Source organism: Streptomyces sp. CB03234 (assembly GCF_001905885.1).
GTDB lineage: Bacteria > Actinomycetota > Actinomycetes > Streptomycetales > Streptomycetaceae > Streptomyces.
This window is the reverse complement of sequence record NZ_LIYH01000005.1, coordinates 888461-912609: the sequence shown is the minus strand read 5'-3', so window position 1 is coordinate 912609 and position 24149 is coordinate 888461. Positions and strand designations below refer to the sequence as shown.

Genomic DNA, 24149 nt, shown 5'->3' with positions numbered 1-24149 from the left:
ACCGGAGGGGAGGAATGATCCCCTCGGTTCACAGCGTCCTCGCTGTGTTTTCTTCAAAGGAACCTCGACCATCCGAAGATGGACGGGGTATCAACTAATCTGGCGTTGATTTTTGGCACGCTGTTGAGTTCTCAAGGAACGGACGCTTCCTTCGTACTCACCCTCTCGGGCTTTCCTCCGGGCGCTTCCCTTCGGTATTTCGTGTTTCCAGCTTAGCAGATCCGTTTTCCGTTTCTGCCACCCGCTGGAGCGGGCTGCCGGACTGTTCTTCGCTTTCGCGTTTCCCTTTCCGGCGGTTCCGACTCTATCAGATCCTTTCGGGCCTGATTCCCAGTCAGCGGGGGGTTGTCTTTCCGACTGTTGGGCCGTTCCGACGAGTGAGACTTTAGCGGATTCCCTGGCCCCGACGCTAATCGGGGCTGCGCTCGTTCGAACGCGGATTCCTCATTTCGCAAAAGCGCACGGAAAGCAGGGCGACGGGAACGTCGCTCGCTTGAAGTGGTTCTTGCGGAATGGCTGTCCGGGGACCGACCGGGGTCGGCGCTCACGTCGGACAACCCGGAGAACAGTACGGACCGAGCAGAGCCGTGTCAACTTCGGCTGTGCATGCTTCAACGGCCGCCGCCTGGGCGGCCGTTCGTGTTTCGCCCTCCAGGAGCGGGGCGGCTGGTCAGCCGTTGCCGGTGGCGAGTTCGCGGCTGCGGTCGCGGGCGGCTTCGAGGGCGGCGATCAGGGCGGCGCGTACGCCGTGCTTCTCGAGCTCCCGGATGGCGCTGATGGTGGTGCCGGCCGGGGACGTCACGGCCTCGCGGAGCTTGACCGGGTGTTCGCCGCTGTCGCGGAGCATCACCGCGGCGCCGATGGCGGCCTGGACGATCAGGTCGTGGGCCTGGGCGCGGGGCAGGCCCAGGAGGATGCCGGCGTCGGTCATGGCTTCGACGAGGAAGTAGAAGTACGCCGGTCCGGAGCCGGAGAGAGCGGTGGCGGCGTCCTGCTGCGATTCGGGGACGCGGAGGGTCTTGCCGACGCTGCCGAAGATCTCTTCGGTGTGGGCCAGGTGGTCGCCGGTGGCGTGGCTGCCGGCCGAGATGACGGACATGCCTTCGTCGACCAGGACGGGCGTGTTGGGCATGACGCGGACGACGGGGGTGTCGGGGGTGAGGCGTTCTTCGATGAAAGCGGTCGTGATGCCGGCCGCGGCGCTGATGACGAGACGGTCGGAGGCGACGTGGGGGGCGAGTTCGTCGAGGAGCTTGCCCATGTCCTGCGGCTTGACGGCCACGATGAGCGTGTCGGCGCGCTTGGCGGCCTCGGCGTTGGTGACGGTCTCGATGCCGTACCGGGCGCGGAGCTCCTCGGCGCGGTCGCTGCGGCGGGCGGTGGCCACGATGTGTGCGGTGGGCCAGCCGGCTCGGATCATGCCGCTGAGCAGGGCTTCACCGATCTTGCCGGTACCGAGGACTGCGACGGTCTGGGTCATGGCTGAAGTTCACCTCGCCGGTGGGGGTACGTATCGCCATCCTCGCACCGGGGGCGGGGGTGGGGCGCGCGTGTCCGAAGGGCGGTACGGGATGACGGCGGAGGTCAGGCGGTGCGGCGGCGGAGGGTGGCCGCGCCGACGGTGAGGACGAGGAGGGCGCAGGAGGCGACGACGAGGGCGTCGCGGAGGAAGTCGGCGGTCATGTCGGTGTGCCGGACCACTTGGTTCATTCCGTCGACGGCGTAGGACATGGGCAGCACATTGGAGAGGGCTTCGAGGGCCGGCTCCATCGTGTCGCGCGGGGTGAAAAGGCCGCAGAGGAGGAGCTGGGGGAAGATCACGGCCGGCATGAACTGGACGGCCTGGAATTCGGAGGCGGCGAAGGCCGAGACGAAGAGGCCGAGGGCGGTGCCGAGCAGCGCGTCGAGGAGGGCTACCAGGAGGAGCAGCCAGGGGGAACCGGTGACGTCGAGGCCGAGCACCCAGAGTGCCGCCGCGGTGGCGAGGGCGGACTGGACGATGGCGAGCAAGCCGAAGGCGAGGGCGTAGCCGGCGATGAGGTCGGCCTTGCCGAGGGGCATGGCGAGGAGACGCTCCAGGGTGCCGGAGGTGCGTTCGCGGAGGGTGGCGATCGAGGCCACCAGGAACATGGTGATCAAGGGGAAGATGCCGAGCAGTGAGGCGCCGATGGAGTCGAAGGTGCCGGGGCTGCCGTCGAACACGTACCGGAGGAGGCTGATCATCAGCACCGGGACCAGGAGCACCAGGGCGATGGTGCGGGGGTCGTGACGCAGTTGGCGGAGGACGCGGGCGGCGGTGGCGAGGGTGCGGGAGACGTTCATCGCTGGGCCTCCTGGAGGGCGTCGGCGGCGTCGACGAGGTGGAGGAAGGCGTCTTCGACGGTGGCGGTGTCGTTGCGGCGGCACAGGGCTTCGGGGGTGTCGTCGGCGAGGATCTCGCCGTCACGCATGAGGAGGAGGCGGTGGCAGCGTTCGGCCTCGTCCATGACGTGTGACGAGACGAGGATGGTGGCGCCCCGGTCGTCGGCGATGCGGTGGAAGAGGTTCCACAGGTCGCGGCGGAGGACGGGGTCGAGGCCCACGGTCGGTTCGTCGAGGAGGAGCAGTTCGGGGGTGCCGAGGAGGGCGACGGCGAGGGAGACGCGGCTGCGCTGGCCGCCGGAGAGGTTTCCGGCGAGCGCGTCGGCGTGGGAGGTGAGGTCGACGTCGGTGATGGCTCGGGTGACGGCTTCGGCGCGGGCGTCGCGGTGGTGGCGGCCGGGGAGGAGGACGGCGGCGAAGTAGTCGAGGTTCTGGCGGACGGTGAGGTCGTCGTAGACGGAGGGGGCCTGGGTGACGTAGCCGACGCGGGCGCGGAGGGTGGCGCCGCCGGCGGGGTGGCCGAGGACGGTGAGGGTGCCGGTGACCTTGGCCTGGGTGCCGACGACGGCACGCATCAGGGTCGATTTGCCGCAGCCGGAGGGGCCGAGGAGGCCGGTGATCTGCCCGCGCGGTACGGCGAAGTCGAGGCCGCGCAGGACGGTGCGTGTGCCGCGGACGACGGTGAGGCCGCGGGCTTCGACAGCACGGCCTGAGAAATTCACCATGTGATGAATACTGGGCGCGGGAGAGGAGGGCGTCAAGGTGCGCTGCGTCAGGGCATGCCCGCCGGGGCCTAGGGGCGCTTGCGGTTCCTCTTGCGGGCGGCCGGGTTGCCCGTGCGGGTGGAGCAGCGCTTCTCGTACTGGGCGAGGGCCGTCTCGTACTCGGCGCGCAGCAGTTTCTCGCCGGGCGCTTCGGTCAGGGAGCGGAGGAAGTACGCGAGGAGGGAGCCGAGGAAGCCGATCGCCTTCAGGCTGCGCAGTGCGTCCTCACGGGCCGGGTCGGCCGGGCGGCGGGTGAAGCCCTGCCACGTCCTGCTGAAGGCGATGGCGGTGCACACGGCGAACATCACGACGACCAGGCCGTTGACGAAGCTGCCGACATCGGCGACGGCCAGGCCCTCGTAGGCGAAGCGGAGGACGAACGCCCCGGCCACGGCGGAGGCGAGCGAGCCGACGGCGACACCGGCGCGCCGCAGCCCGTATCCGCCGTCGTGGCCGACCCAGGTCGTGCCGAAGAAGCGGATGGGTTCGGGCTGCGGCCCGGCGGGTGTGCTGCTGGTGGTGGTGTGGGTGTTGCTGGTGTGGTCGCTCACGGGGTCGATTATCCCCGGGCGGGCCGTGGAGCGGTCAGGAGCAGCGCACGGCGACGTAGCCGTCGGTGCCCGTGTTCACGTAGGCGTCGGACACGAACTGGCCGTTGGCGATGTTGTCCCACAGGTTGGACGTGCCGTACGGGCCGGTGACGGTCGTTCCCGGCTTCTGGCAGTTGATCGGGACGCGGACGCCCTCGGCCAGGACCTTCACCACGCTGTACTGGGTGCCCGGGCCGCTGCGTACGTTGATCCGGTAGCCGGGCGCCACCGGGTAGCGCTTCACGGTGTACGCCGCGGTCTCGACGGCTCCCGCCGTTGCTTCCGCCGTCGCTTCTTCCGTCGCTTCTTCCATGGCCATGTGGCCCTCCCCCGTTCCGGGCGCGTGCCCCGTGCACGCGCGCCGCGCGCAGGCTAGCAAGCCCTGAAGGCATCGCACGCATCATCGACTAGGCTCCGTGCGTCGCGCTGGATGCGGGACGCGCGCGGACGAACACACACGGGGGTGGCGATGCCGCCGTTGCGCAGTACCGGACCGGTTCCGGAAGCGGAGCACCCGCAGTACGCGGGACGGTACCGGCTGGAGGAGTGCCTGGGCTCGGGCGGCATGGGTGTCGTCCACCTGGCCAGATCCGGCTCGGGGCTGCGGCTCGCGGTGAAGGTGGTCCACGCGGAGCATGCGGCGGACGCCGAGTTCAGGGCGCGTTTCCGGCAGGAGGTCATGGCCGCCCGGCGGGTCAGTGGCGCGTTCACCGCGCCCGTCGTGGACGCGGATCCGGACGCCGAGCGGCCCTGGATGGCCACCTTGTTCATCGACGGGCCGACCCTGTCGGAGCGGGTGAAGCGGAACGGCCGCCTGGGCTCCGTGGAACTGCGGAGGGTCGGGGCCGGGCTCGCCGAGGCGCTGCGCGACATCCACCGGGCCGGTGTGGTGCACCGCGACCTGAAGCCCAGCAACGTCCTGCTGGCCGCCGACGGACCGAAGGTCATCGACTTCGGGATCTCACGGCCCGCGGACAGCGATCTGCGGACGGAGACGGGGAAGCTGATCGGGACGCCGCCGTTCATGGCGCCCGAGCAGTTCCAGCGGCCGCGCGATGTGGGGCCGGCCGCCGATGTGTTCGCGATGGGCGCCGTCCTGGTCCACGCGGCGACCGGGCGCGGCCCGTTCGACTCGAACTCCCCGTACATCGTGGCCTACCAGGTCGTCCACAACGAGCCCGACTTGGCCGGTGTGCCGGAGGACCTGGTCCCGCTGCTGAAGCGCTGCCTGGCGAAGGACCCGGCCCAGCGGCCCACGGCGGACGAGCTGATGGGTGAGTTGCGGGCCGGTGAGCCGGAGGGCGGGCTCGCGGCTCCGGGGTTCATACCGGGTCAGCGGAGGAACGGGGCGGAGCCGGAGGGGGAGGAGGGGGCCGACGCGGGACCGGGCACGGGTTCGCGCGCGGCTTCGGGCGCGGTGGCGCGCCGTGGGCGCCGGCTGCGCTGGGCCGCGGGGCTCGCCGTCCTCGCCGCCGTGATCGCGGCCGGGGTCGTCGCGGTGCGGGGCGGCCTGGCGGACGAGCCGTCCACGACCGCAGCCCGGAGCGCCCCCGCCCCGCAGTTCCGCCCCTGGGCCACCACGCTGGGCACCGGCGGCGGCGAGAACCTGACGCCCCTGTGCACCGCCGCGGACGCCGCCCTCTACTGCACCGCCCCCGGCGTCAAGGCGGCCCGCCTCAGCCCTGCCGATGGGGCCACCACCTGGACTGTGGCGGGAGCGGAGGCGGGCGACGCCGCACCCGTGCTCTCCGGCGGGCTGGTCCATGTGGTCACCCCCGGCCGCGCCCGCCTCGAAGCGCTCGCCCCGGACACCGGCGACACCCGGTGGAGCACGGACGTCTCCGCGTACACGAACGTCCTGCACACGGGCGACACCGTGCTGCTCGTGGCGGCGGACGGCACCGTGCGCGCCCTGGACGGCGCGACCGGCGACGAGCGCTGGACCCAGCGGCGGCTCGCGGCGCCCGGCGCGCAATGGGTGAGCGGGGACGGTGTCGCGTACGCGGCGGCCGCCTCGCCCGACGCGACGTCCACGCTCGTGAGCGCGGTCGACCCGGCGGACGGCGGGCGGGTGCGGTGGACCAAGCGGACGAGCGGCGCCCTCAGCCCCGTACAGGCGTCGAAGGACGCGCTGCTGCTCCTGTCGACCGACGCGGACCTCTACACCGACGCGGTCGTCACGCTGGACACCGCCGACCGGACGGCCCGGCGCGTGTCGCTCACCGTCCCCGTGGACCAGGCGCAGGCCGTGATGGCGGGGGAGACGGTGTACGTCATCGGATCGGGCGGTTCGCTGCTCGCCGTGGACACCGCCGGTGGAGGCGAGCAGCGCTGGCGCCTGGAGACCGGGGTGACGCGGGCGTCCCGCCCGGTCGTGGCGGGCGGGCACGTCCACCTGGCGGCGGCCGACGGGCGGCTGCTGGCCGTGGACGCCGAGCGCGGCGTACTGCTGGGGATGACCAAGCCGCGCATGGACGGCGGGCGCTACACGTTCGCGCCGCTGCTGCCCGCGCCCGCCGTCGCGAACGGCACGGTGTTCGCGACGGCGCCCGACGGGTCCGTCTTCGCGGTGAAGGCGGACGACCCGGCGGCGTGGTGATCAGCCGAGCTTGCTGACGTCCCGGACCGCGCCCTTGTCGGCGCTCGTGGCCATCGCCGCGTACGCCCGCAGCGCCGCCGACACCTTGCGGTCGCGGTTCTTCGGCGCGTACACGCCGCCGAGCGCCTCCCGGCGGGCCGCCAGCGTGGCGTCGTCGACGAGCAGCTCGATGGAGCGGTTCGGGATGTCGATACGGATCCGGTCGCCGTCCTCGACCAGCGCGATCGTGCCGCCGCTGGCCGCCTCCGGCGACGCGTGGCCGATCGACAGGCCCGACGTACCGCCGGAGAAGCGGCCGTCGGTGATCAGCGCGCAGGCCTTGCCCAGGCCCCGGCCCTTCAGGTACGAGGTCGGGTAGAGCATCTCCTGCATGCCGGGGCCGCCCTTGGGGCCCTCGTAGCGGATGACGACGACGTCGCCCTCCTTGACCTCCTTGAGCAGGATCTTCTCGACGGCCTGCTCCTGCGACTCGCAGACGACCGCCGGGCCCTCGAAGGTCCAGATCGACTCGTCGACACCGGCCGTCTTCACGACGCAGCCGTCGACGGCCAGGTTGCCCTTCAGGACCGCGAGGCCGCCGTCCTTGGAGTACGCGTGCTCGGCGGAGCGGATGCAGCCCTCGGCGGCGTCGGTGTCCAGCGAGTCCCAGCGCTCGGACTGCGAGAACGCCTCGGCGGAGCGGACGCAGCCCGGGGCGGCGTGCCACAGCTCGACGGCCTCGGCCGACGGCGAGCCGCCGCGCACGTCCCACGTCTTGAGCCAGTCGGCGAGCGACGGGCTGTGGACGGAGTGCACGTCCTCGTTGAGCAGTCCGGCGCGGTGCAGCTCGCCGAGCAGGGCGGGGATGCCGCCGGCGCGGTGCACGTCCTCCATGTAGTACGTGCGGTTCTTCGCGACGTTCGGCGCGACCTTGGCCAGGCACGGCACGCGGCGCGAGACGGCGTCGATCTCCTCCAGCCCGAAGGGGACGCCCGCCTCCTGGGCGGCGGCCAGCAGGTGCAGGATCGTGTTGGTGGAGCCGCCCATGGCGATGTCGAGGGCCATGGCGTTCTCGAAGGCCGCCATGGTGGCGATGTTGCGCGGCAGGGCGGACTCGTCGCCCTGGGCGTAGTAGCGGTCGGTCAGCTCGACGACCGTACGGGCGGCGTTCTCGTACAGGGCGCGGCGGGCCGTGTGGGTGGCGAGGGTCGAGCCGTTGCCGGGCAGGGACAGGCCGATCGCCTCGGTCAGGCAGTTCATCGAGTTGGCGGTGAACATGCCGGAACAGGAGCCGCACGTCGGGCAGGCGTTCTCCTCGATGCGGAGCATGTCCTCGTCGGAGATCTTGTCGTTGACGGCGTCCGACATCGCGTCGACCAGGTCGAGCGTACGGACCGTGCCGTCGACGAGGGTGGCCTTGCCGGCCTCCATCGGGCCGCCGGAGACGAAGACCGTCGGGATGTTGAGGCGCAGGGCGGCCATCAGCATGCCGGGCGTGATCTTGTCGCAGTTGGAGATGCAGATCAGGGCGTCGGCGCAGTGCGCCTCGACCATGTACTCGACGCTGTCCGCGATCAGGTCGCGGGAGGGGAGGCTGTACAGCATGCCGCCGTGGCCCATGGCGATGCCGTCGTCGACGGCGATCGTGTTGAACTCGCGCGGGATGCCGCCGGCCTGGCTGATCGCCTCGGAGACGATCCGGCCGACCGGCTGGAGGTGGGTGTGGCCCGGCACGAACTCCGTGAAGGAGTTGGCCACGGCGATGATCGGCTTGCGGCCGATGTCCGCGCCCGGTACACCGGAGGCCCGCATAAGGGCGCGGGCGCCCGCCATATTGCGGCCGTGGGTGACAGTGCGGGACCTCAGCTCGGGCATCGTCGCTCGCTCCTTCAGACAGATGTGACTCTTCGAGCGTACGCCCCAGCTCCAAGATCTGGACAGGGCGTCCGGATCGCGGGACGAGGAGATCAGCCTTCGGTCAGGCTCCGGTCAGGCTTCGGTCAGGTACCGCTGGAGCGTCGGGGCGACCATGGCGACGATCTCGTCGGGGTGGGCGGACGCCAGCGGCTCCACCCGCACGACGTACCGCAGGATCGCGATGCCGATCAATTGCGAGGCGGCCAGCTCCGCCCGGAACTTCGGGTTCGGTACGTCGAGGTCGTCGGCCACCCGCTCCAGCACCCGCCGCAGCACGAAGCCGCGCAGCACCTTCGCCGCGGCCTCGTGGGTGAGCGCGGAACGGATGATGGCGAGGAGGGGGGCGCGGGTGGCCGGGTTCTCCCAGACGCCGATGAAGTAGCGGGCGAGCCGCTCGCCGACGCCCTCGGTGGACTCGCCGATGATCGCCGGGAGGATCAGCGCGGGCTCGAAGGAGACCTCGATGGCGGCGGCGAAGACCTCGTCCTTCGTACCGAAGTAGTGGTGGACGAGAGCCGGGTCCACGCCCGCCGCCTTGGCGATGCCGCGTACGGAGGTCTTGTCGTAACCGCGCTCGGCGAACTCGGCGCGGGCCGCCTCCAGGATGCGCTCCCGCGCCCCCGGCCCCTCGGCACCCTCACCCCTGGCCGGCCGGCCCCGCCCTCTGCGCACGCCGCTCACGTGACGCTCACCGGAGCCCGGCCGGGCGGGTCCTCCGGCGTACCGGCGAGGGGCCGTACCGGCGCCCGGCGGGATGGGCACACAGGCGCCCGGCCGCAAGGCCCCGTCGGAGCCCCGGCGGGCGGGGGCACAGGCGGCTCGCCGGGGCGGCGGGGTGGTGGGGCGGGGGGTGGGGTCATCGGATGCGGGCCGAGGACGCGAGGTGGAGGCGGGTGAAGGCCAGGGCCTCCGCCAGGTCGGCCTCGCGTTCGGCCGCGGACATCGCGCGCCGCGTGTTGACCTCGATCACGACGTGGCCGTCGAAGCCGGACCGCGCCAGGTGCTCCAGCAATTCGGCGCACGGCTGCGTGCCGCGTCCCGGGACCAGGTGCTCGTCCTTCGCGGAGCCGCGCCCGTCGGCGAGGTGGACGTGGCCGAGGCGGTCGCCCATGCGGCCCGCCATGTCCAGGGCGTCGACGCGGGCGGTCGCGGTGTGCGAGAGGTCGATCGTGTAGTGGCGGTAGTCGTCCTTGCTGACGTCCCACTCCGGCGCGTACGCGAGCATCTCCCGGTCCCGGTAGCGCCACGGGTACATGTTCTCGACGGCGAAGCGTACGTCCGTCTCGTTCGCCATCCGCCAGATGCCGTCGGTGAAGTCCCGGGCGTACTGGCGCTGCCAGCGGAACGGCGGGTGCACGACGACCGTCGACGCGCCGAGCTTCTCCGCCGCCGCCTGGGCGCGCTGCAGCTTCACCCACGGGTCGGTCGACCAGACCCGCTGGGTGATCAGCAGGCACGGCGCGTGGACCGCGAGGACGGGCACCTGGTGGTAGTCGGACAGGCGGCGCAGCGCCTCGATGTCCTGGCTCACGGGGTCGGTCCACACCATGACCTCGACGCCGTCGTAGCCGAGGCGTGCGGCGATCTCGAAGGCGGTCGCCGTCGACTCCGGATAGACCGAGGCCGTCGACAGGGCGACCTTCGCATCCGGGATGCGCACCACTGATTCCGACGTTTCAGCCACGAGGGACAGAGTACGGGCACCGGCTACGGAGTCGGGAGGTGGTCCAGCCGACGCAGGATGACTCCCTCGCGCAGGGCCCATGGGCAGATCTCCAGTTCCTCGACCCCGAACAGGTCCATCGCACCCTCCGCCACCAGCGCTCCCGCCAGCAGCTGCGGCGCCCTGCCCTCGGAGACCCCGGGGAGGGTGCAGCGCTGTTCGGCGGTCATGGCGGCGAGCTTGGGGACCCACTCCTCCAGTGACGTACGACTCAGCACCCGCTCCACGTACAGACCCTCGCCCGATCCCGGCGCGCCGGCTATCCGGGCGAGCTGCTTGAACGTCTTGGACGTGGCGACGACGTGGTCCGGCCTGCCGAAGCGGGCGAACTCACCGACCGTGCGGGCGATCTGCGCCCGTACGTGGCGGCGCAGCGCCTTCACGTCGGCGGGGTCCGGCGGGTCGCCGGGCAGCCAGCCGGCGGTCAGCCGTCCGGCGCCCAGCGGCAGGGAGACGGCCGCGTCGGGCTCCTCGTCGATGCCGTACGCGATCTCCAGGGAGCCGCCGCCGATGTCCAGGAGCAGCAGCTTCCCCGCTGACCAGCCGAACCAGCGGCGCGCGGCCAGGAAGGTGAGGCGGGCCTCCTCCTCACCGGAGAGGACCTGGAGGTCGACGCCCGTCTCGTCCTTGATCCGCTTCAGTACGGCGTCGGCGTTGGCCGCGTCGCGGATGGCGGAGGTCGCGAAGGGCAGGACCTCCTCGCAGCCCTTGTCCTCGGCGGTGCGCAGCGCGTCGTGGGTGATGGTGATGAGCCGCTCGATGCCGTGCTCGCCGATGGCGCCGTCCGCGTCGAGCAGCTCGGCGAGCCGCAGCTCCGCCTTGTGGGAGTGGGCGGGCAGCGGCCGGGCGCCGGGGTGGGCGTCCATCACCAGCAGGTGCACTGTGTTCGAACCGACGTCGAGGACTCCGAGTCTCATGCCCTGAACGCTACTGCGCCCGGCGCATACGCTTGGTGTGTGCCAAAGACGAAGAAGGCGAAGCCCGCGAAGCCCGCGGTACCGGATGTTTCCGTTGTTTCCGCTATTTCCGATGTTTCCGATGAAAAGGGGCTGGACTTTGCCCGTGCGTGGGTGGAGTTCCCGGACCCGGCCGACGACGAGCAGGTCTTCCGCTGCGACCTGACGTGGCTGACGTCACGCTGGAGCTGCGTCTTCGGCAGCGGCTGCCAGGGCATCCAGGCGGGGCGCGCGGCCGACGGCTGCTGCACGCTGGGCGCGCACTTCTCGGACGAGGACGACGAGCAGCGCGTCGCGTCGCACGTGGCACGGCTCACGCCGGAGCTGTGGCAGTTCCACGACGAGGGCACGTCCGCCGGCGGGTGGGTGCAGCTCGACGAGGACGGTGAGCGGCAGACGCGCCGCTGGGAGGGCTCGTGCATCTTCCAGAACCGCCCGGGCTTCAAGGGCGGCGCGGGCTGCGCGCTGCACATCCTGGCGCTGCGGGAGGGCCGCGAGCCGCTGGAGACGAAGCCGGACGTCTGCTGGCAGCTGCCGGTGCGGCGTACGTACGACTGGATCGACCGCCCCGACGACACGCGCGTGCTGCAGATCTCGATCGGCGAGTACGACCGCCGTGGCTGGGGCCCGGGCGGCCATGACCTGCACTGGTGGTGCACGTCGGCGACGTCGGCGCACGGGGCCGGGGAGCCGGTGTACGTGACGTACCGCCCGGAGCTGACGGAGCTGATGGGCAAGGCGGCGTACGACGTGCTGGTCGAGCTGTGCGAGGCCCGCCTGGCGTCGCAGCTCCCGCTGGTGGCCCCGCACCCGGCGGACCCGGTGCTCTAGCCGGCGCGGTCAGCTCGGCGACGGGTCCGTCGACGGGCTCGCCGTGGGCGGCGGGGTGTCCGAGGGCGTGGGGTCGGGCGAGGGCGGCGGGGTCGTCGGCGGCGGGGTGTGCGGCGGGGTCGGCGTCGGATCCGGGTCGGGGTCCGGGTCCTGGGACGGCGGTGGGGTGGTCGCCGGCATGGACGGGGCCGGGCGCGGGCCGTGCCCGGGGCGGGACGGCGGGCGGAACGCGCCGCGGCCGTCGATCTCCACCACCGCGCCCGCCGGGTCGACCCCGACGCGGGCGGTCCAGGCGCCCGCCGGTTCGCGGGTGTGGTCGACGGAGACGTACACCGTGACCGACTGCCCGGGGGAGAGCAGGCCGGAGGAGCGGCTGGCGTAGAGCCATGGGGCGTCCGTCCACAGGGACCAGGCCACCGGCGCGCCGCCCGAGGCGGTGAGCGTGAGCATCGTGGTGTCGCCGTCGGACGGCTGCGCGGTGACCGTGATACGGCCGGGGCCCGGGCGGCCGGGGGCGGCCGGCGGAGGGGGCGTGCCGGTGCTGACCACCTCGACGGAGACGTGCGGCGAGCCGCCGGGCGCGGGGCGGCCACCGCGTTCGGTACGGGCGCTGCCCGCGTTCTCGTAGTGGTCGGGGCGGCCCTCCGCCCCCCGCGCGCCCCGGTCGTCGGCGTCGGCCGCGCTGACCGACGAACCGTCGTGCCCCTCCCCCGTCAGCGGCGCGCCCCGGTACGCCGCCCACAGGGCGAGCACCGGCGCCGCGACCACGGTGGCCACGACGGTGGTCGTCACCGCCCGCGCCCGCATCCGGTCGCGGCGGGCCGCGTGGTCCTTGGGGTCCAGGGGGAAGCCGTCGCGCCCGAACCGCGGGCCACCCGACCGGGCACGCGGGACGTGCAGCATCGCGACGTACGCCGCCGCCCTCGGCGCCTCGACGAGCGGCAGTTTCGCGGGGGTCACGGACGAGCCCGGCCAGGGGCCGCCCGCCCCGGCGCGCTCGGCGGCGCGGCGGCAGAGCGGGCAGTCGTCGACGTGCCGGACCAGCTCGCGGCGCAGGGCGGCGGAGAGCAGCACCCGGTTGTCGCCGGTGAGCCGGGCGACGGCCGGGCAGCTACCGGTCTCGACGACGGCCAGCGCGGCGCGGGTGCGCTCCACCTCGCAGGCGGCGGCGGACAGCAACTCGCGGGCCGCGAAGGCCTCCATGCCGAGGACGGCGGCGACCTGGGGGGCGGAGAGCTGGTGCCGTACGGCCAGTTCCAGCGCCTCGCGCTGCTCGGGGGTGGTGCCGGCGGCCTCGGGCCAGGCGAGCAGGGCCAGCTCGCGGTGGCGCTGTTCGGCGGTCTCCGGGGGGACGGGCGGGTCGGTGCACGGCACGTCCGGGCGCCCCGCGTGCGCCCCTTGGCCTGGGCCCTGCGTCTGCCCTGGTCCCTGGCCTTGGCCCTGCGTCTGCCCTGGTCCCTGCCTCTGCGCTTGCCCCTGCCTCTTGCCGCGCCGCCGCTGTTCGCCGAGTTCGCGCAGACAGGCCCAGCGGGCGAGCGCGTAGAGCCAGGCCTTCCGTTCGGTGTCGCCGCCGGGACAGCGCCCGAACTGCCGCTCGGAGATGGCGAGTACGTCGCCCAGCACCGTGGTCGCGACGTCGTGGTCGGACAGCACGGACAGGCAGTACGTGAACAGGCCGTCCAGATACGGCTCGTACCGCGCCGGCGGGCACTGGGCCAGGGTGCGCGGCCCGGTCCGGGGCGCGCGGCGCGGTGCCCGGTGTGCGCCGGTGGTGTGCGTGGGGGTTTCCAGCCTGCTGCTTGTCACCCGGCGACCGTAGGCAGTAGAGGGCACACCCTTCGCACCCCTTCCGCACTTTTAATCCTTACGGGTGAACGTATCCCTCAAAAGGGGACAGGACGCGCAGATTCCGCGCCGGTCACCCACCCACGTCCCTGATGTCCCGGTCGCCCCGCGAGCCCCGCGCGGGCGGCGTTGTCAGTGGGGCCCGCTACGGTCGTCCGCATGGCTGCCCGTACGAAATCCACCAAGGACAGGCCCTCCTACCGCTGCACCGAATGCGGCTGGACGACCGCCAAATGGCTCGGCCGCTGCCCCGAGTGCCAGGCATGGGGGACGGTGGAGGAGTACGGCGCGCCCGCTGTCCGTACCACTGCCGCGGGGCGCGTCTCCACCGCCGCGCTCCCGATCGGTCAAGTCGACGGCCGGCAGGCCGCCGCCCGGACGACCGGCGTGGACGAGCTGGACCGCGTCCTGGGCGGCGGACTGGTGCCGGGCGCCGTCGTCCTCCTCGCGGGCGAGCCGGGCGTCGGCAAGTCCACCCTCCTGCTCGACGTCGCGGCCAAGGCGGCGAGCGACGACCACCGCACGCTGTACGTGACGGGTGAGGAGTCCGCGAGCCAGGTCCGGCTGCGGGCGGACCGGATCGGCGCGCTGAACGACCACCTGTACCTCGCGGCCGAGACGGACCTGTCGGCCGTCCTCGGGCACCTGGACGCCGTCAAACCGTCCCTCCTCGTCCTCGACTCCGTACAGACGGTCGCCTCCCCCGAGATCGACGGCGCGCCGGGCGGCATGGCACAGGTCCGGGAGGTCGCCGGCGCGCTGATCCGCGCCTCCAAGGAGCGCGGCATGTCCACCCTCCTGGTGGGCCACGTCACCAAGGACGGCGCCATCGCGGGGCCCCGGCTGCTGGAGCACCTCGTGGACGTCGTCCTCTCCTTCGAGGGCGACCGGCACGCCCGGCTGCGCCTCGTCCGCGGCGTCAAGAACCGGTACGGCGCCACTGACGAGGTCGGCTGCTTCGAGCTGCACGACGAGGGCATCACGGGGCTGGCCGACCCCTCGGGCCTCTTCCTCACCCGCCGCGCCGAGGCCGTGCCCGGCACCTGCCTGACCGTCACCCTCGAAGGACGCCGGCCCCTGGTCGCGGAGGTCCAGGCGCTCACGGTCGACTCGCAGATCCCCTCGCCCCGGCGCACCACCTCCGGCCTGGAGACGTCCCGCGTCTCCATGATGCTGGCCGTCCTGGAGCAGCGCGGCCGGATCACCGCCCTCGGCAAGCGCGACATCTACTCCGCGACGGTCGGCGGGGTGAAGCTTTCCGAACCGGCCGCCGACCTGGCCGTCGCGCTGGCCCTGGCCTCGGCGGCCAGCGACACCCCGCTGCCGAAGAACCTGGTCGCCATCGGCGAGGTCGGCCTCGCGGGCGAGGTCCGGCGCGTCACGGGCGTCCAGCGCCGCCTCGCAGAGGCCCACCGGCTGGGCTTCACCCACGCGCTGGTCCCGGTCGACCCGGGCAAGGTGCCCCCGGGCATGAAGGTCACGGAGGTCGCCGACATGGGCGACGCGCTGCGGGTCCTGCCCCGCGCGCGCCGCGCCCCCGCCCGGGAGGAGGCCCCCCGGGGCTGACGCGGCGCCGCGGCGACCCGCGGGGCGCGCGGCCGGGCCGGCTGCGGCGGGCGGTGCGGCACGTGCGGCGCGCGCGGCGCGGCCGGGCCGGTTGCGGCCGGTGGGCCCGGTCGGGGCGGAAGCGCCGCGCCGCGATGGCGGGGTGGCTTGCGCCGGTGGGCCAAGGTCGGGGCCCCTCCGGGCTCACCTCCTCGCGGTCGGCGGGGTGCCCACCCGGTCTCGTCGCCGTTTCTCGCCGCCAACCGCTGCGGGGGCGACCCTGCACGGCCCCTTCTCGCCGTGGTCGGAGCCAGCGCGCCCGATCTCGTGTGCACGCGGCCTCGGCCACCCGGCTTCCTCGCCCCACCGGGCCGCAGTCGGCGTACGACCGGGGCGGGGCCGTGCAGGGTCGCCCCCGCAGAGCTTGGGGGAGGCGCCGGAAGGGCTCCCTTTCCGACGTACCCAAGGCCGCCGGCCTCGAGGAAGTGAGCCCGGAGGGGCCACGCCCCACCACCCACCGGGCATGGCTGCCGCCGCGGACGGGCACCGCACCGGGCACGGGCAGCGCGCGCCGCCCTGCGGAACGGGTGCCCACAGCGGGGGGCGGGCCCGGGGGACGGCTGCGCGTGAGCGGGAGGCCCTACGGGTGCTGGCGGGGTCGCTAGACTTTGCCCAGGTCTCGCCCATCCGTACGAGCCGGAGGAGTGCAGTGGCAGCCAAGGACGGGGCAGCAGCTCCCGGAAAGTCCGGCGCGGGCTCCGGCAATGAAGCGCTGATGCGCGCTTCCTTGAGTGCGGTCGCGCCGGGTACGTCCCTGCGCGACGGTCTGGAGCGCATCCTCCGCGGGAACACCGGTGGCCTCATCGTCCTCGGCATGGACAAAACGGTCGAGTCGATGTGCACCGGCGGGTTCGTGCTGGACGTGGAGTTCACCGCGACCCGGCTGCGCGAGCTGTGCAAGCTCGACGGCGCGCTCATCCTCGACAAGGACATCACCAAGATCCTCCGGGCCGGCGTCCAGCTCGTCCCGGACGCGTCCATCCCCACCGAGGAGACCGGCACCCGGCACCGCACCGCGGACCGGGTCAGCAAGCAGTGCGGTTTCCCCGTCGTCTCCGTGTCGCAGTCGATGCGGCTGATCGCCCTGTACGTGGACGGTGAGCGCCGCGTCCTGGAGGAGTCGGCCGCGATCCTCTCGCGCGCCAACCAGGCCCTCGCCACCCTGGAGCGGTACAAGCTCCGCCTCGACGAGGTCGCCGGCACGCTCTCCGCGCTGGAGATCGAGGACCTGGTGACCGTCCGGGACGTCACCGCCGTCGCCCAGCGCCTGGAGATGGTGCGCCGGATCGCCACCGAGATCGCCGAGTACGTCGTCGAGCTCGGCACCGACGGACGCCTGCTCGCCCTCCAGCTCGACGAGCTGATCGCGGGCGTCGAGCCGGAGCGGGAGCTGGTGGTCCGCGACTACGTACCGGAGCCCACCGCCAAGCGGTCCCGTACGGTCGCCGAGGCGCTGACCGAGCTGGACGCGCTCAGCCACGCCGAGCTGCTGGAGCTGCCCATCGTGGCCCGTGCCCTGGGCTACACCGGTTCGCCGGAGGCCCTGGACTCGGCGGTGTCGCCGCGCGGCTACCGGCTGCTGGCCAAGGTGCCGCGGCTGCCCGGCGCCATCATCGAGCGGCTCGTGGAGCACTTCGGCGGCCTGCAGAAGCTGCTCGCCGCGAGCGTCGACGACCTGCAGACCGTCGACGGGGTCGGTGAGGCGCGCGCCCGCAGCGTGCGTGAGGGGCTGTCGCGGCTCGCCGAGTCGTCGATCCTGGAGCGGTACGTCTAGCCGGGTCGGCCGTCAGTCCTTGGCCAGCGTGAACGACGCCGGCATCACCTTCACGCCCGGCACCGTCGCCTCCAGCAGGTAGGTGCCCGGCCCGGCGGCCGCCGCGGGCGGTGTCGCGCAGCGCGGCGCGCTCTGGTGGCGGTCCCATTCGACGGTGTGCGTGACGCTCCCGCCCGCCGGGACGCGCAGCCACAGGGTGCCGGATCCGCGCGGGCAGTCCTTCGACGACCAGACCTGGTCGGCCTCGGCGTCCTTGATGGTGAGCACGGCGGTCTTCGGCCCGAGGTCGGCCTTGCAGGTGGTGGCGGACGTGTTGCGGGCGACCAGCTGGAAGCGGGGTTTCTCGCCGGGCGCGTAGCTCACCTTGACACTGCGCAGCGTCAACTTCAGTGAGCCGGGGGCGCAGTTGGGGAGCGGGGAGTTCGCCGGGACCTGAAAGCCGGTGCCGGTGCCCGTCCCCGTGTCGCCTCCCGCGCCGGTGTCGCCGCCCGTGCCGCCGGGGGCCGATCCCGTACCGTCACCGTCCGCGCCGCCCGGCGACGCCGTGTCGCCGTTCTTGCCGCCGTCGGCGCCCCCGTCCGCGCCACCGTCGCCGCCCTCCCCGGGTCCCGACTCGTCGCGTCCGCCCGGCTGTTCGCTGATCGCCGGACCGGGCCGGGACGGGCCCGGGGTGATGGAGGTCGCGGGAGCGGCCCCGTTGGAGCTGCCGCTGCCCTTCTTCCCGTCGTCGTCGCCGGAACTGACGAACCATACGATCAGCAGCGCGAGCAGCGCGACCAGACTCGCCGCGACTGCCCTCCGTCGCCAGTAGATGGAGGAGGGAAGCGGCCCGACCGGATTGCGCAGAGATCCCACGGCCCAAACTGTACGAGAGATCTGTGCCAACTCCCGCCCCACCCGCCGCCCGTGCACCAAGTTTTGCCGATGATCACACCCGAACGCTCCTACTGCGGTCGGAAGCGTTCCGGACGCCAGGTACCGTCCGTAGCCATGAGCCAGGACCTCTACCTCGACATCACCGATCTCGCGCACGACAGCCCGGGCTGGCTGCGGCTGCTCGCCGAGCTGTGGACGGAGGCCGGCCTGCTGCTGTTCGGCGTGCTGTTCGTCGCCGGCTGGTGGCGGGCGCGCCCCGCCGACTCCCGGGCCATGGCGCTCGCCGTTCTCGCGCCGCTGGGCACCGCGTTCGGGTACGTGGTCAGCGAGCTGCTGAAGTCGGTGGTGGACGAGGAGCGCCCGTGCCGCGCGGTGGCCGGGGCAGCCGCCTCGATCGTTCAGTGCCCGCCGTACGGCGACTGGTCCTTCCCGAGCAACCACTCGGCCATCGCCGGTGCCGCCGCCGTCGCGCTGGCCCTGGCCTGGCGCGGGATCGCCTGGCTGACCGTGCCGATGGCGCTGCTCATGGCCTTCTCCCGGGTCTTCGTCGGTGTGCACTACCCGCACGACGTGGCGGCCGGCCTGGTGCTGGGCGCCCTGGCCACGGTGCTGTTCGTCACGCTGCTGACCGGGCCGGCCCGGGCGCTGACCGACACGATGCGGATGAGCCGGTCGGCCGCCGCCACGTGGCTGGCCGGGGCCGGGCCCGCCGTTCCCACGACGGTTACGGACCGCGCCGTGTCCCGGCGGCGCCGGGAGCCGATGCACCGCCGTTCCTGAGGAACGTGCCAGGATCGGGGGTGCCATGACTGCGATCCCCTCCACCCCCGAAACCTGGCCCGAAGCGACCCCCACGACCGGGCCCGACGCCGTCGGCCTGCACGCGCCCGTGCTCGCCTGGTTCGAGCAGAACGCCCGCGACCTCCCCTGGCGCCGCCCCGAGGCCGGCGCCTGGGGGGTGATGGTCAGCGAGTTCATGCTCCAGCAGACCCCGGTCGGCCGGGTGCTCCCGGTGTACGAGCAGTGGCTGGCCCGCTGGCCCCGCCCCGCCGACCTGGCCGCCGACGCCCCCGGTGAGGCCGTGCGCGCCTGGGGCCGGCTCGGCTATCCGCGCCGCGCGCTGCGGCTGCACGGCGCGGCGGTGGCGATAACGGAACGGCACGGCGGCGACGTACCGAGCGATCACGCGCAGCTGCTCGCGCTGCCGGGCATCGGCGAGTACACGGCCGCGGCGGTGGCGTCGTTCGCGTACGGGCAGCGTCATGCCGTGCTGGACACCAACGTGCGGCGGGTGTTCGCCCGGTCGGTGACGGGTGTGCAGTACCCCCCGAACGCCACGACCGCCGCCGAGCGGAAGCTGGCGCGCGCGCTGCTGCCGGACGACGAGCGGACGGCGGCCCGCTGGGCGGCGGCCTCCATGGAGCTGGGCGCCCTGGTGTGCACCGCCCGCAACGAGGACTGCGCGCGGTGCCCGATCGCCCGGCAGTGCGCCTGGTGGCTGGCGGGCAAGCCGGCCCACGACGGCCCGGCCCGGCGCGGCCAGACGTACGCGGGTACGGACCGTCAGGTGCGCGGCCGGCTGCTCGCCGTGCTGCGCGATGCGGTGACCCCGGTGGAGCAGGCCGCGCTGGACGCGGTCTGGCACGACCCGGTGCAGCGCGCCCGCGCCCTGGACGGCCTGGTCGCGGACGGCCTGGTCGAGCCCCTGGACGGCGGCCGATACCGGCTCCCGGCGGGGTGAGGCCCCGGCCCGGGTGAGGCGTACGGAGCCGGGGCCCGCCCCCCGGCTGCGTAACACCATCGCTGTTACACAACCGATGGCCAGCCGTGCGTCCGCCGACGGCCTGCGCGGACAACCCCGTGACAACCGCTCCGTAGCGTCTGCCGACGTAAGCAACACACGGGGTTTCACGGGGATCGGAGGCGGTTCGGGATGTCGCACGGCGAGGTGCTCGAATTCGAGGAGTACGTACGCACACGGCAGGACGCCCTGCTGCGCAGCGCCCGGCGCCTCGTCCCCGACCCGGTCGACGCGCAGGACCTGCTGCAGACGGCGCTGGCCCGGACGTACGGCCGCTGGGACGGCATAGCGGACAAGGCCCTCGCCGACGCGTACCTGCGCCGCGTGATGATCAATACGCGTACGGAGTGGTGGCGCGCCCGCAAGCTGGAGGAGGTGCCCACCGAGCAGCTGCCGGACGCGTCGGTGGACGACGCCACCGAGCAGCACGCCGACCGGGCCCTGCTGATGGACATCCTGAAGGTGCTGGCGCCCAAGCAGCGCAGCGTCGTCGTGCTGCGGCACTGGGAGCAGATGAGCACCGAGGAGACGGCCGCCGCGCTGGGCATGTCGACCGGTACGGTGAAGTCCACGCTTCACCGGGCGCTCGCCCGGCTCCGCCAGGAGCTGGAGAGCCGGGACGTCGACGCCCGTGCCCTGGAGCGTACGGAACGCAGTGACGAGCGGGGGCGGGAGCGGTGCGCGGCCTGAGCGCCAGAGACAACGGGAGCCGGAGCGGCACCGGCGGGATCCGGGCGGCGGGTACCACGGCGATGGCCGTGGCCGCCGCCCTCGGCCTGCTCACGGCCGGTTGCTCCACCGGTGGCACGGGGACGCGCGACGAGGGCGCGGCCAGGACCGACCAGGGCACGCCGTCGTCCGCGCCGGCTCCCACGTCGGCGGCGTCGTCGCCGGTGAAGAAGGTGAACGCGGTCCGGCTGATCATGAACGACCCGAAGGTCAGCGACCAGGTGAAGGACGACCTCAAGCCGTGCGTGGCGGACGCCTACCCGGTGGACACCTCGTACGGGAACCTCACCGACTCCGGTACGCCGGATGTCGTGGTGAACGTGCTGACGTGCGGTGACGCCGTGGGCGTCGGGACGTATGTGTACCGTCTGGGCGGCGTGAAGGACGACGGCAAGGGCACGGCGTACGAGAATGTCTTCTCCCTGGAGGAGCCCGCGGTCTACTCGGCGATCGACCGTGGCGACCTGGTCGTCACCAAGCAGGTGTACGCGGAGGGCGACCCGGTGTCGTACCCCTCGGGCGAGGACGTGGTCACCTACCGGTGGACGGGCAGCAAGTTCACCGAGCACGACCGGGTGCACAACGAGTACAGCAAGACGGTCGGGGACGGCGGCATCGACGGCTCCGGCGCCGAGCCGACCCCGGCGCCCAAGAACTGACGGAGCACGGAGAGAAGACGGCGATGGCCGAGACCCATGTCCTGTTCGTGGAGGACGACGACGTCATCCGTGAGGCCACGCAGCTCGCGCTGGAGCGGGACGGCTTCGCGGTGACCGCGATGCCGGACGGGCTGTCCGGTCTGGAGTCCTTCCGGCGGCGGCAGCCGGACATCGCGCTGCTGGACGTGATGCTGCCGGGCATGGACGGCGTGAGCCTGTGCCGGCGCATCCGGGACGAGTCGACGGTTCCGGTGATCATGCTGTCGGCCCGCGCCGACTCGATCGACGTGGTGCTGGGCCTGGAGGCCGGCGCCGACGACTACGTCACCAAGCCGTTCGACGGCGCGGTGCTGGTCGCCCGGATCCGCGCCGTGCTGCGCCGCTTCGGCCACGCGGGCGGGCCGGCGGGCGGGGCGGGCGGCGGTGACGCGGACCGGGCCGGGCAGGACCAGGGCGGTGTGCTGGTCTTCGGCGACCTGGAGGTCGACACCGACGGCATGGAGGTCCGCAGGGGCGGCGCCCCGGTGGCGCTGACCCCGACGGAGATGCGGCTGCTGCTGGAGTTCTCCTCCGCGCCGGGCACCGTCCTGTCGCGGGACAAGCTGCTGGAGCGGGTCTGGGACTACGGCTGGGGCGGCGACACGCGCGTGGTGGACGTCCATGTGCAGCGGCTGCGCACCAAGATCGGCCAGGACCGGATCGAGACGGTCCGCGGCTTCGGCTACAAGCTCAAGGCATGAAGCCGCCGGTCCTGCGCACGGGCGTCAGATGGAAGATCTCGATCGCCATCGCCGCCGTGGGCGCCCTGGTCGCGGTCGCGCTCAGCCTCGTCGTGCACAACGCCGCCCGCGTCTCGATGCTCGGCAACGCGCGTGACGTACAGATGGAGCGGCTGATGTTCGCCCAGCGGATGTACGAGTCGGCGAAGCCGAAGACCGACCCCAAGTTCGGGGCAAAGCTCAACGACCCGGCGCTGCCGCCGGAGCTGGACGAGCTGCTGGCGAAGAAGCGGCGCGGGACGTACGTGAGGGAGCACGAGGACGGCCCGCCGGACGTGTGGGCCGCGGTGCCGCTGGGCAACGGGGACGTGCTGTCGCTGCACAGCCCGTTCGCCAGCCGCAGCACGACGATCATGAAGGACCTGGACGAGGCGCTGATCGTCGGCTCGGTGTCGGTGGTGTTCGGCGGCTGCGCGCTGGGCGTGCTGATCGGCGGCCAGCTGTCGCGCCGGCTGCGCAAGGCGGCGACGGCGGCCGGGAAGGTCGCCCAGGGCAATACGGAGGTGCGGGTCCGGGACGCCATCGGCGGTGTCGTACGCGATGAGACGGACGAGCTCGCGCGGGCGGTGGACGCCCTGACGGACGCGCTGAACGAGCGGATCGAGGCGGAGCGGCGGGTCACCGCGGACATCGCGCACGAGTTGCGTACGCCGGTGACGGGACTGCTCACGGCCGCCGAGCTGCTGCCGCCCGGGCGGCCGACGGAACTGGTGCGGGACCGGGCGCAGGCGATGCGGACGCTGGTCGAGGACGTGCTGGAGGTGGCCCGGCTGGACAGCGCCTCGGAGCGGGCCGAGCTGCAGGAGATCGCGCTCGGGGAGTTCGTCGAGCGCCGGGTGGTGGCGCTGTATCCGGACGCGGTGGTGCGGGTGGTGCACGAGTCGTGGGTGAACACCGATCCGCGCCGGCTGGAGCGGATCCTGGGCAACCTGCTGGCCAACGCCGCCAAGCACGGCAAGGGGCCGGTGGAGGTCACGGTCGAGGGCCGGGTGGTGCGGGTCCGCGACCACGGGCCGGGCTTCCCGGAGGCGCTGCTGCGGGAGGGCCCGAGCCGCTTCCGTACGGGCGCCAGCGACCGGGCCGGGCACGGTCACGGCCTGGGCCTGACGATCGCGGCGGGCCAGGCCCGGGTGCTGGGCGCGCGGCTCACCTTCCGCAACGCGGCCCCCTCGGGCACCGCCCCGGGGGCGGGGGGCGCGATCGCGGTGCTGTGGCTCCCGGAACACGCCCCGACGTCGACGGGCAGCTTCCCGATACTCCAGCTCCCCGACACGCCCTGACGGCGCCGCGCGGCCCGGCGGACGACGACGGCGACCCCGAGGAGCGGCGAGATGCCGCCCTCGACGTCGCCGTCGGTCACAGGGCCGAGCGTCAGATGATGACGCCCTCGGAACGCAGGAACTTCGCCGGGTTGAGCGCGGAGCCGTAGTTCGGGGTCGTACGGATCTCGAAGTGCAGGTGCGGGCCGGAGGAGTTTCCGGTGTTGCCGGACCGGGCGATGGTCTCGCCGGTCTTCACGGTCTCGCCGATGTGGACGTTGATCTTCGACAGGTGCGCGTACTGCGAGTACGTGCCGTTGGCGTGCTTGATCACGATGGCGTTGCCGTACGCGGGGCCGTCGCCGCCACCGTTCGGGCCGGCCTTCACGACGACACCGGAGTGGGCGGCCTTGACCACGGTGCCGACCGGGACGGCGAAGTCCTGGCCGGAGTGCTTGTGGGACCACATGGAGCCGCCCTGGTTGAAGCTGGCGGTCAGGGTGTAGCCGCCGGTGACCGGCTTGACCCAGGACGTGGCCTTCTTGGCGGCGGCCTTCTTGGCGAGGGCGGCCTTCTTGGCGGCGTTGGCCGCGGCGGCCTTCTTGGCGGCGGCGGCCTTGGTGGCGGCTGCCTTCTTCGCGGCGGCGGCCTTGGCGGCCTTGGCCTGCTGGGCGGCCTGGGCCTGCGCCGCCTGGGCCTCGGCCTGCGCGGCGACGGCGGCGGCGGGGCCCGAGAGGGGGGCGGTCTTGCTGTCGGCGGCGACGGCGGCACCGCCTCCGAACACCAGCGACGCTCCCATGCCGGCGGCGGCGAGGGCGACGGCGGCGTTACGGGCGGGATGCTTGACGCGCTTCGACATACGGGGAAGTCCTCCGGACAAGAACGGACCCGACGCGAAGGGCGCCGGGCGGTTGGGCTCATCCTTGGTAACCCGCCCACCCATCCCACCTCAAACCACCCATCTACGACATCTGGTCGTAGAGGCCCGGGTGTGACGTGCACTCTTGACGCGCCGCCCCAAGCCAGGGCAACAGCCCGAAATGTCCTTAGAAAGGAAGGTTTATCCCTCCGGAACCCCCAGCCACCTGGCGCTTTCCGCCCT

22 protein-coding genes are annotated in these 24149 nt (G+C 73.0%); 10 read left to right on the top strand and 12 right to left on the bottom strand.

The features are described from left to right. Nucleotides 1–670 precede the first annotated feature (670 nt). The 5 genes from proC to AMK26_RS25580 all read right to left on the bottom strand — a co-directional run bounded on the left by proC (nt 671) and on the right by AMK26_RS25580 (nt 4034). Nucleotides 671–1480, bottom strand: a complete 810-nt coding sequence (gene proC, locus AMK26_RS25600) for a pyrroline-5-carboxylate reductase (RefSeq protein ID WP_073757027.1) — start codon at nt 1478–1480, stop codon at nt 671–673. Nucleotides 1481–1584: 104 nt separating this feature from the next. Beyond that, entirely contained in the window at nt 1585–2322 is a 738-nt protein-coding gene (locus AMK26_RS25595) for an ABC transporter permease (RefSeq protein WP_073757026.1), read from the bottom strand. Continuing rightward, nucleotides 2319–3086, bottom strand: coding sequence for an ABC transporter ATP-binding protein (locus AMK26_RS25590; protein WP_073757025.1), 768 nt, complete (start codon nt 3084–3086; stop codon nt 2319–2321). Before AMK26_RS25590 ends, AMK26_RS25595 begins: the two co-directional genes overlap by 4 nt. Before the next feature lie 68 nt (nt 3087–3154). Then, on the bottom strand, nt 3155–3676 hold the full coding sequence (locus AMK26_RS25585) for a hypothetical protein (RefSeq protein WP_073757024.1): 522 nt from the start codon (nt 3674–3676) through the stop codon (nt 3155–3157). A gap of 34 nt (nt 3677–3710) precedes the next feature. Beyond that, nucleotides 3711–4034 (bottom strand): hypothetical protein, encoded by a 324-nt coding sequence (locus AMK26_RS25580; RefSeq protein WP_073757023.1) that lies wholly within the window; start codon nt 4032–4034, stop codon nt 3711–3713. 150 nt (nt 4035–4184) lie between these two features. Between AMK26_RS25580 and AMK26_RS25575 the strand changes: the two genes are divergently transcribed. After that, nucleotides 4185–6314 (top strand): serine/threonine-protein kinase, encoded by a 2130-nt coding sequence (locus AMK26_RS25575; protein WP_073757131.1) that lies wholly within the window; start codon nt 4185–4187, stop codon nt 6312–6314. On the opposite strand, the gene ilvD is transcribed toward AMK26_RS25575, so the two are convergent. From ilvD to AMK26_RS25555, 4 genes are all read right to left on the bottom strand, one after another. Further along, entirely contained in the window at nt 6315–8168 is a 1854-nt protein-coding gene (gene ilvD / locus AMK26_RS25570; protein WP_073757022.1) for a dihydroxy-acid dehydratase, read from the bottom strand. It abuts the gene before it with no gap. A 114-nt stretch (nt 8169–8282) separates the two neighbouring features. Continuing rightward, the gene (locus AMK26_RS25565; RefSeq protein ID WP_073757021.1) at nt 8283–8891 is read right to left on the bottom strand and encodes a TetR/AcrR family transcriptional regulator; all 609 of its coding nucleotides are present in this window, start codon (nt 8889–8891) and stop codon (nt 8283–8285) included. A gap of 175 nt (nt 8892–9066) precedes the next feature. Continuing rightward, nucleotides 9067–9873 (bottom strand): sugar phosphate isomerase/epimerase family protein, encoded by an 807-nt coding sequence (locus AMK26_RS25560; RefSeq protein WP_073757020.1) that lies wholly within the window; start codon nt 9871–9873, stop codon nt 9067–9069. 44 nt (nt 9874–9917) lie between these two features. After that, nucleotides 9918–10850, bottom strand: coding sequence for a Ppx/GppA phosphatase family protein (locus tag AMK26_RS25555; protein WP_073757019.1), 933 nt, complete (start codon nt 10848–10850; stop codon nt 9918–9920). Nucleotides 10851–10889: 39 nt separating this feature from the next. Between AMK26_RS25555 and AMK26_RS25550 the strand changes: the two genes are divergently transcribed. Continuing rightward, nucleotides 10890–11720 (top strand): hypothetical protein, encoded by an 831-nt coding sequence (locus AMK26_RS25550; RefSeq protein WP_073757018.1) that lies wholly within the window; start codon nt 10890–10892, stop codon nt 11718–11720. A gap of 9 nt (nt 11721–11729) precedes the next feature. On the opposite strand, the gene AMK26_RS25545 is transcribed toward AMK26_RS25550, so the two are convergent. Next, nucleotides 11730–13526: a BACON domain-containing protein gene (locus tag AMK26_RS25545; protein ID WP_073757017.1), complete on the bottom strand. Its 1797-nt coding sequence runs from the start codon at nt 13524–13526 to the stop codon at nt 11730–11732. A 198-nt stretch (nt 13527–13724) separates the two neighbouring features. Between AMK26_RS25545 and radA the strand changes: the two genes are divergently transcribed. Both radA and disA read left to right on the top strand, forming a co-directional pair. Next, a complete protein-coding gene (gene radA, locus AMK26_RS25540) occupies nt 13725–15131 on the top strand; it encodes a DNA repair protein RadA (protein ID WP_073757016.1) in 1407 nt (468 codons plus the stop codon). Between the two features lie 688 nt (nt 15132–15819). Continuing rightward, on the top strand, nt 15820–16944 hold the full coding sequence (gene disA, locus AMK26_RS25535) for a DNA integrity scanning diadenylate cyclase DisA (RefSeq protein WP_073757015.1): 1125 nt from the start codon (nt 15820–15822) through the stop codon (nt 16942–16944). Nucleotides 16945–16956: 12 nt separating this feature from the next. Here the strand turns inward: disA and AMK26_RS25530 are convergent, their stop codons facing one another. Continuing rightward, a complete protein-coding gene (locus AMK26_RS25530) occupies nt 16957–17799 on the bottom strand; it encodes a hypothetical protein (RefSeq protein WP_073757014.1) in 843 nt (280 codons plus the stop codon). A gap of 135 nt (nt 17800–17934) precedes the next feature. Here AMK26_RS25530 and AMK26_RS25525 point away from each other — a divergent pair, with 135 nt between their 5' ends. From AMK26_RS25525 to cseC, 6 genes are all read left to right on the top strand, one after another. Then, entirely contained in the window at nt 17935–18600 is a 666-nt protein-coding gene (locus AMK26_RS25525; RefSeq protein ID WP_079277794.1) for a phosphatase PAP2 family protein, read from the top strand. Nucleotides 18601–18625: 25 nt separating this feature from the next. Further along, nucleotides 18626–19561: an A/G-specific adenine glycosylase gene (locus tag AMK26_RS25520; protein ID WP_073757013.1), complete on the top strand. Its 936-nt coding sequence runs from the start codon at nt 18626–18628 to the stop codon at nt 19559–19561. A 192-nt stretch (nt 19562–19753) separates the two neighbouring features. After that, complete coding sequence (locus AMK26_RS25515; protein ID WP_073757012.1) at nt 19754–20311, top strand: SigE family RNA polymerase sigma factor; 558 nt, start codon at nt 19754–19756, stop codon at nt 20309–20311. 62 nt (nt 20312–20373) lie between these two features. Next, entirely contained in the window at nt 20374–21009 is a 636-nt protein-coding gene (locus tag AMK26_RS25510; RefSeq protein ID WP_073757130.1) for a hypothetical protein, read from the top strand. A 23-nt stretch (nt 21010–21032) separates the two neighbouring features. Further along, nucleotides 21033–21749, top strand: a complete 717-nt coding sequence (gene cseB / locus AMK26_RS25505) for a two-component system response regulator CseB (protein ID WP_073757011.1) — start codon at nt 21033–21035, stop codon at nt 21747–21749. Beyond that, on the top strand, nt 21746–23068 hold the full coding sequence (gene cseC / locus AMK26_RS25500; protein WP_073757010.1) for a two-component system sensor histidine kinase CseC: 1323 nt from the start codon (nt 21746–21748) through the stop codon (nt 23066–23068). The genes cseB and cseC overlap by 4 nt, the downstream gene beginning before the upstream one ends. 91 nt (nt 23069–23159) lie before the next feature. On the opposite strand, the gene AMK26_RS25495 is transcribed toward cseC, so the two are convergent. Continuing rightward, nucleotides 23160–23906, bottom strand: coding sequence for a M23 family metallopeptidase (locus AMK26_RS25495; RefSeq protein WP_073757009.1), 747 nt, complete (start codon nt 23904–23906; stop codon nt 23160–23162). Between the last annotated feature and the right edge of the window lie 243 nt (nt 23907–24149).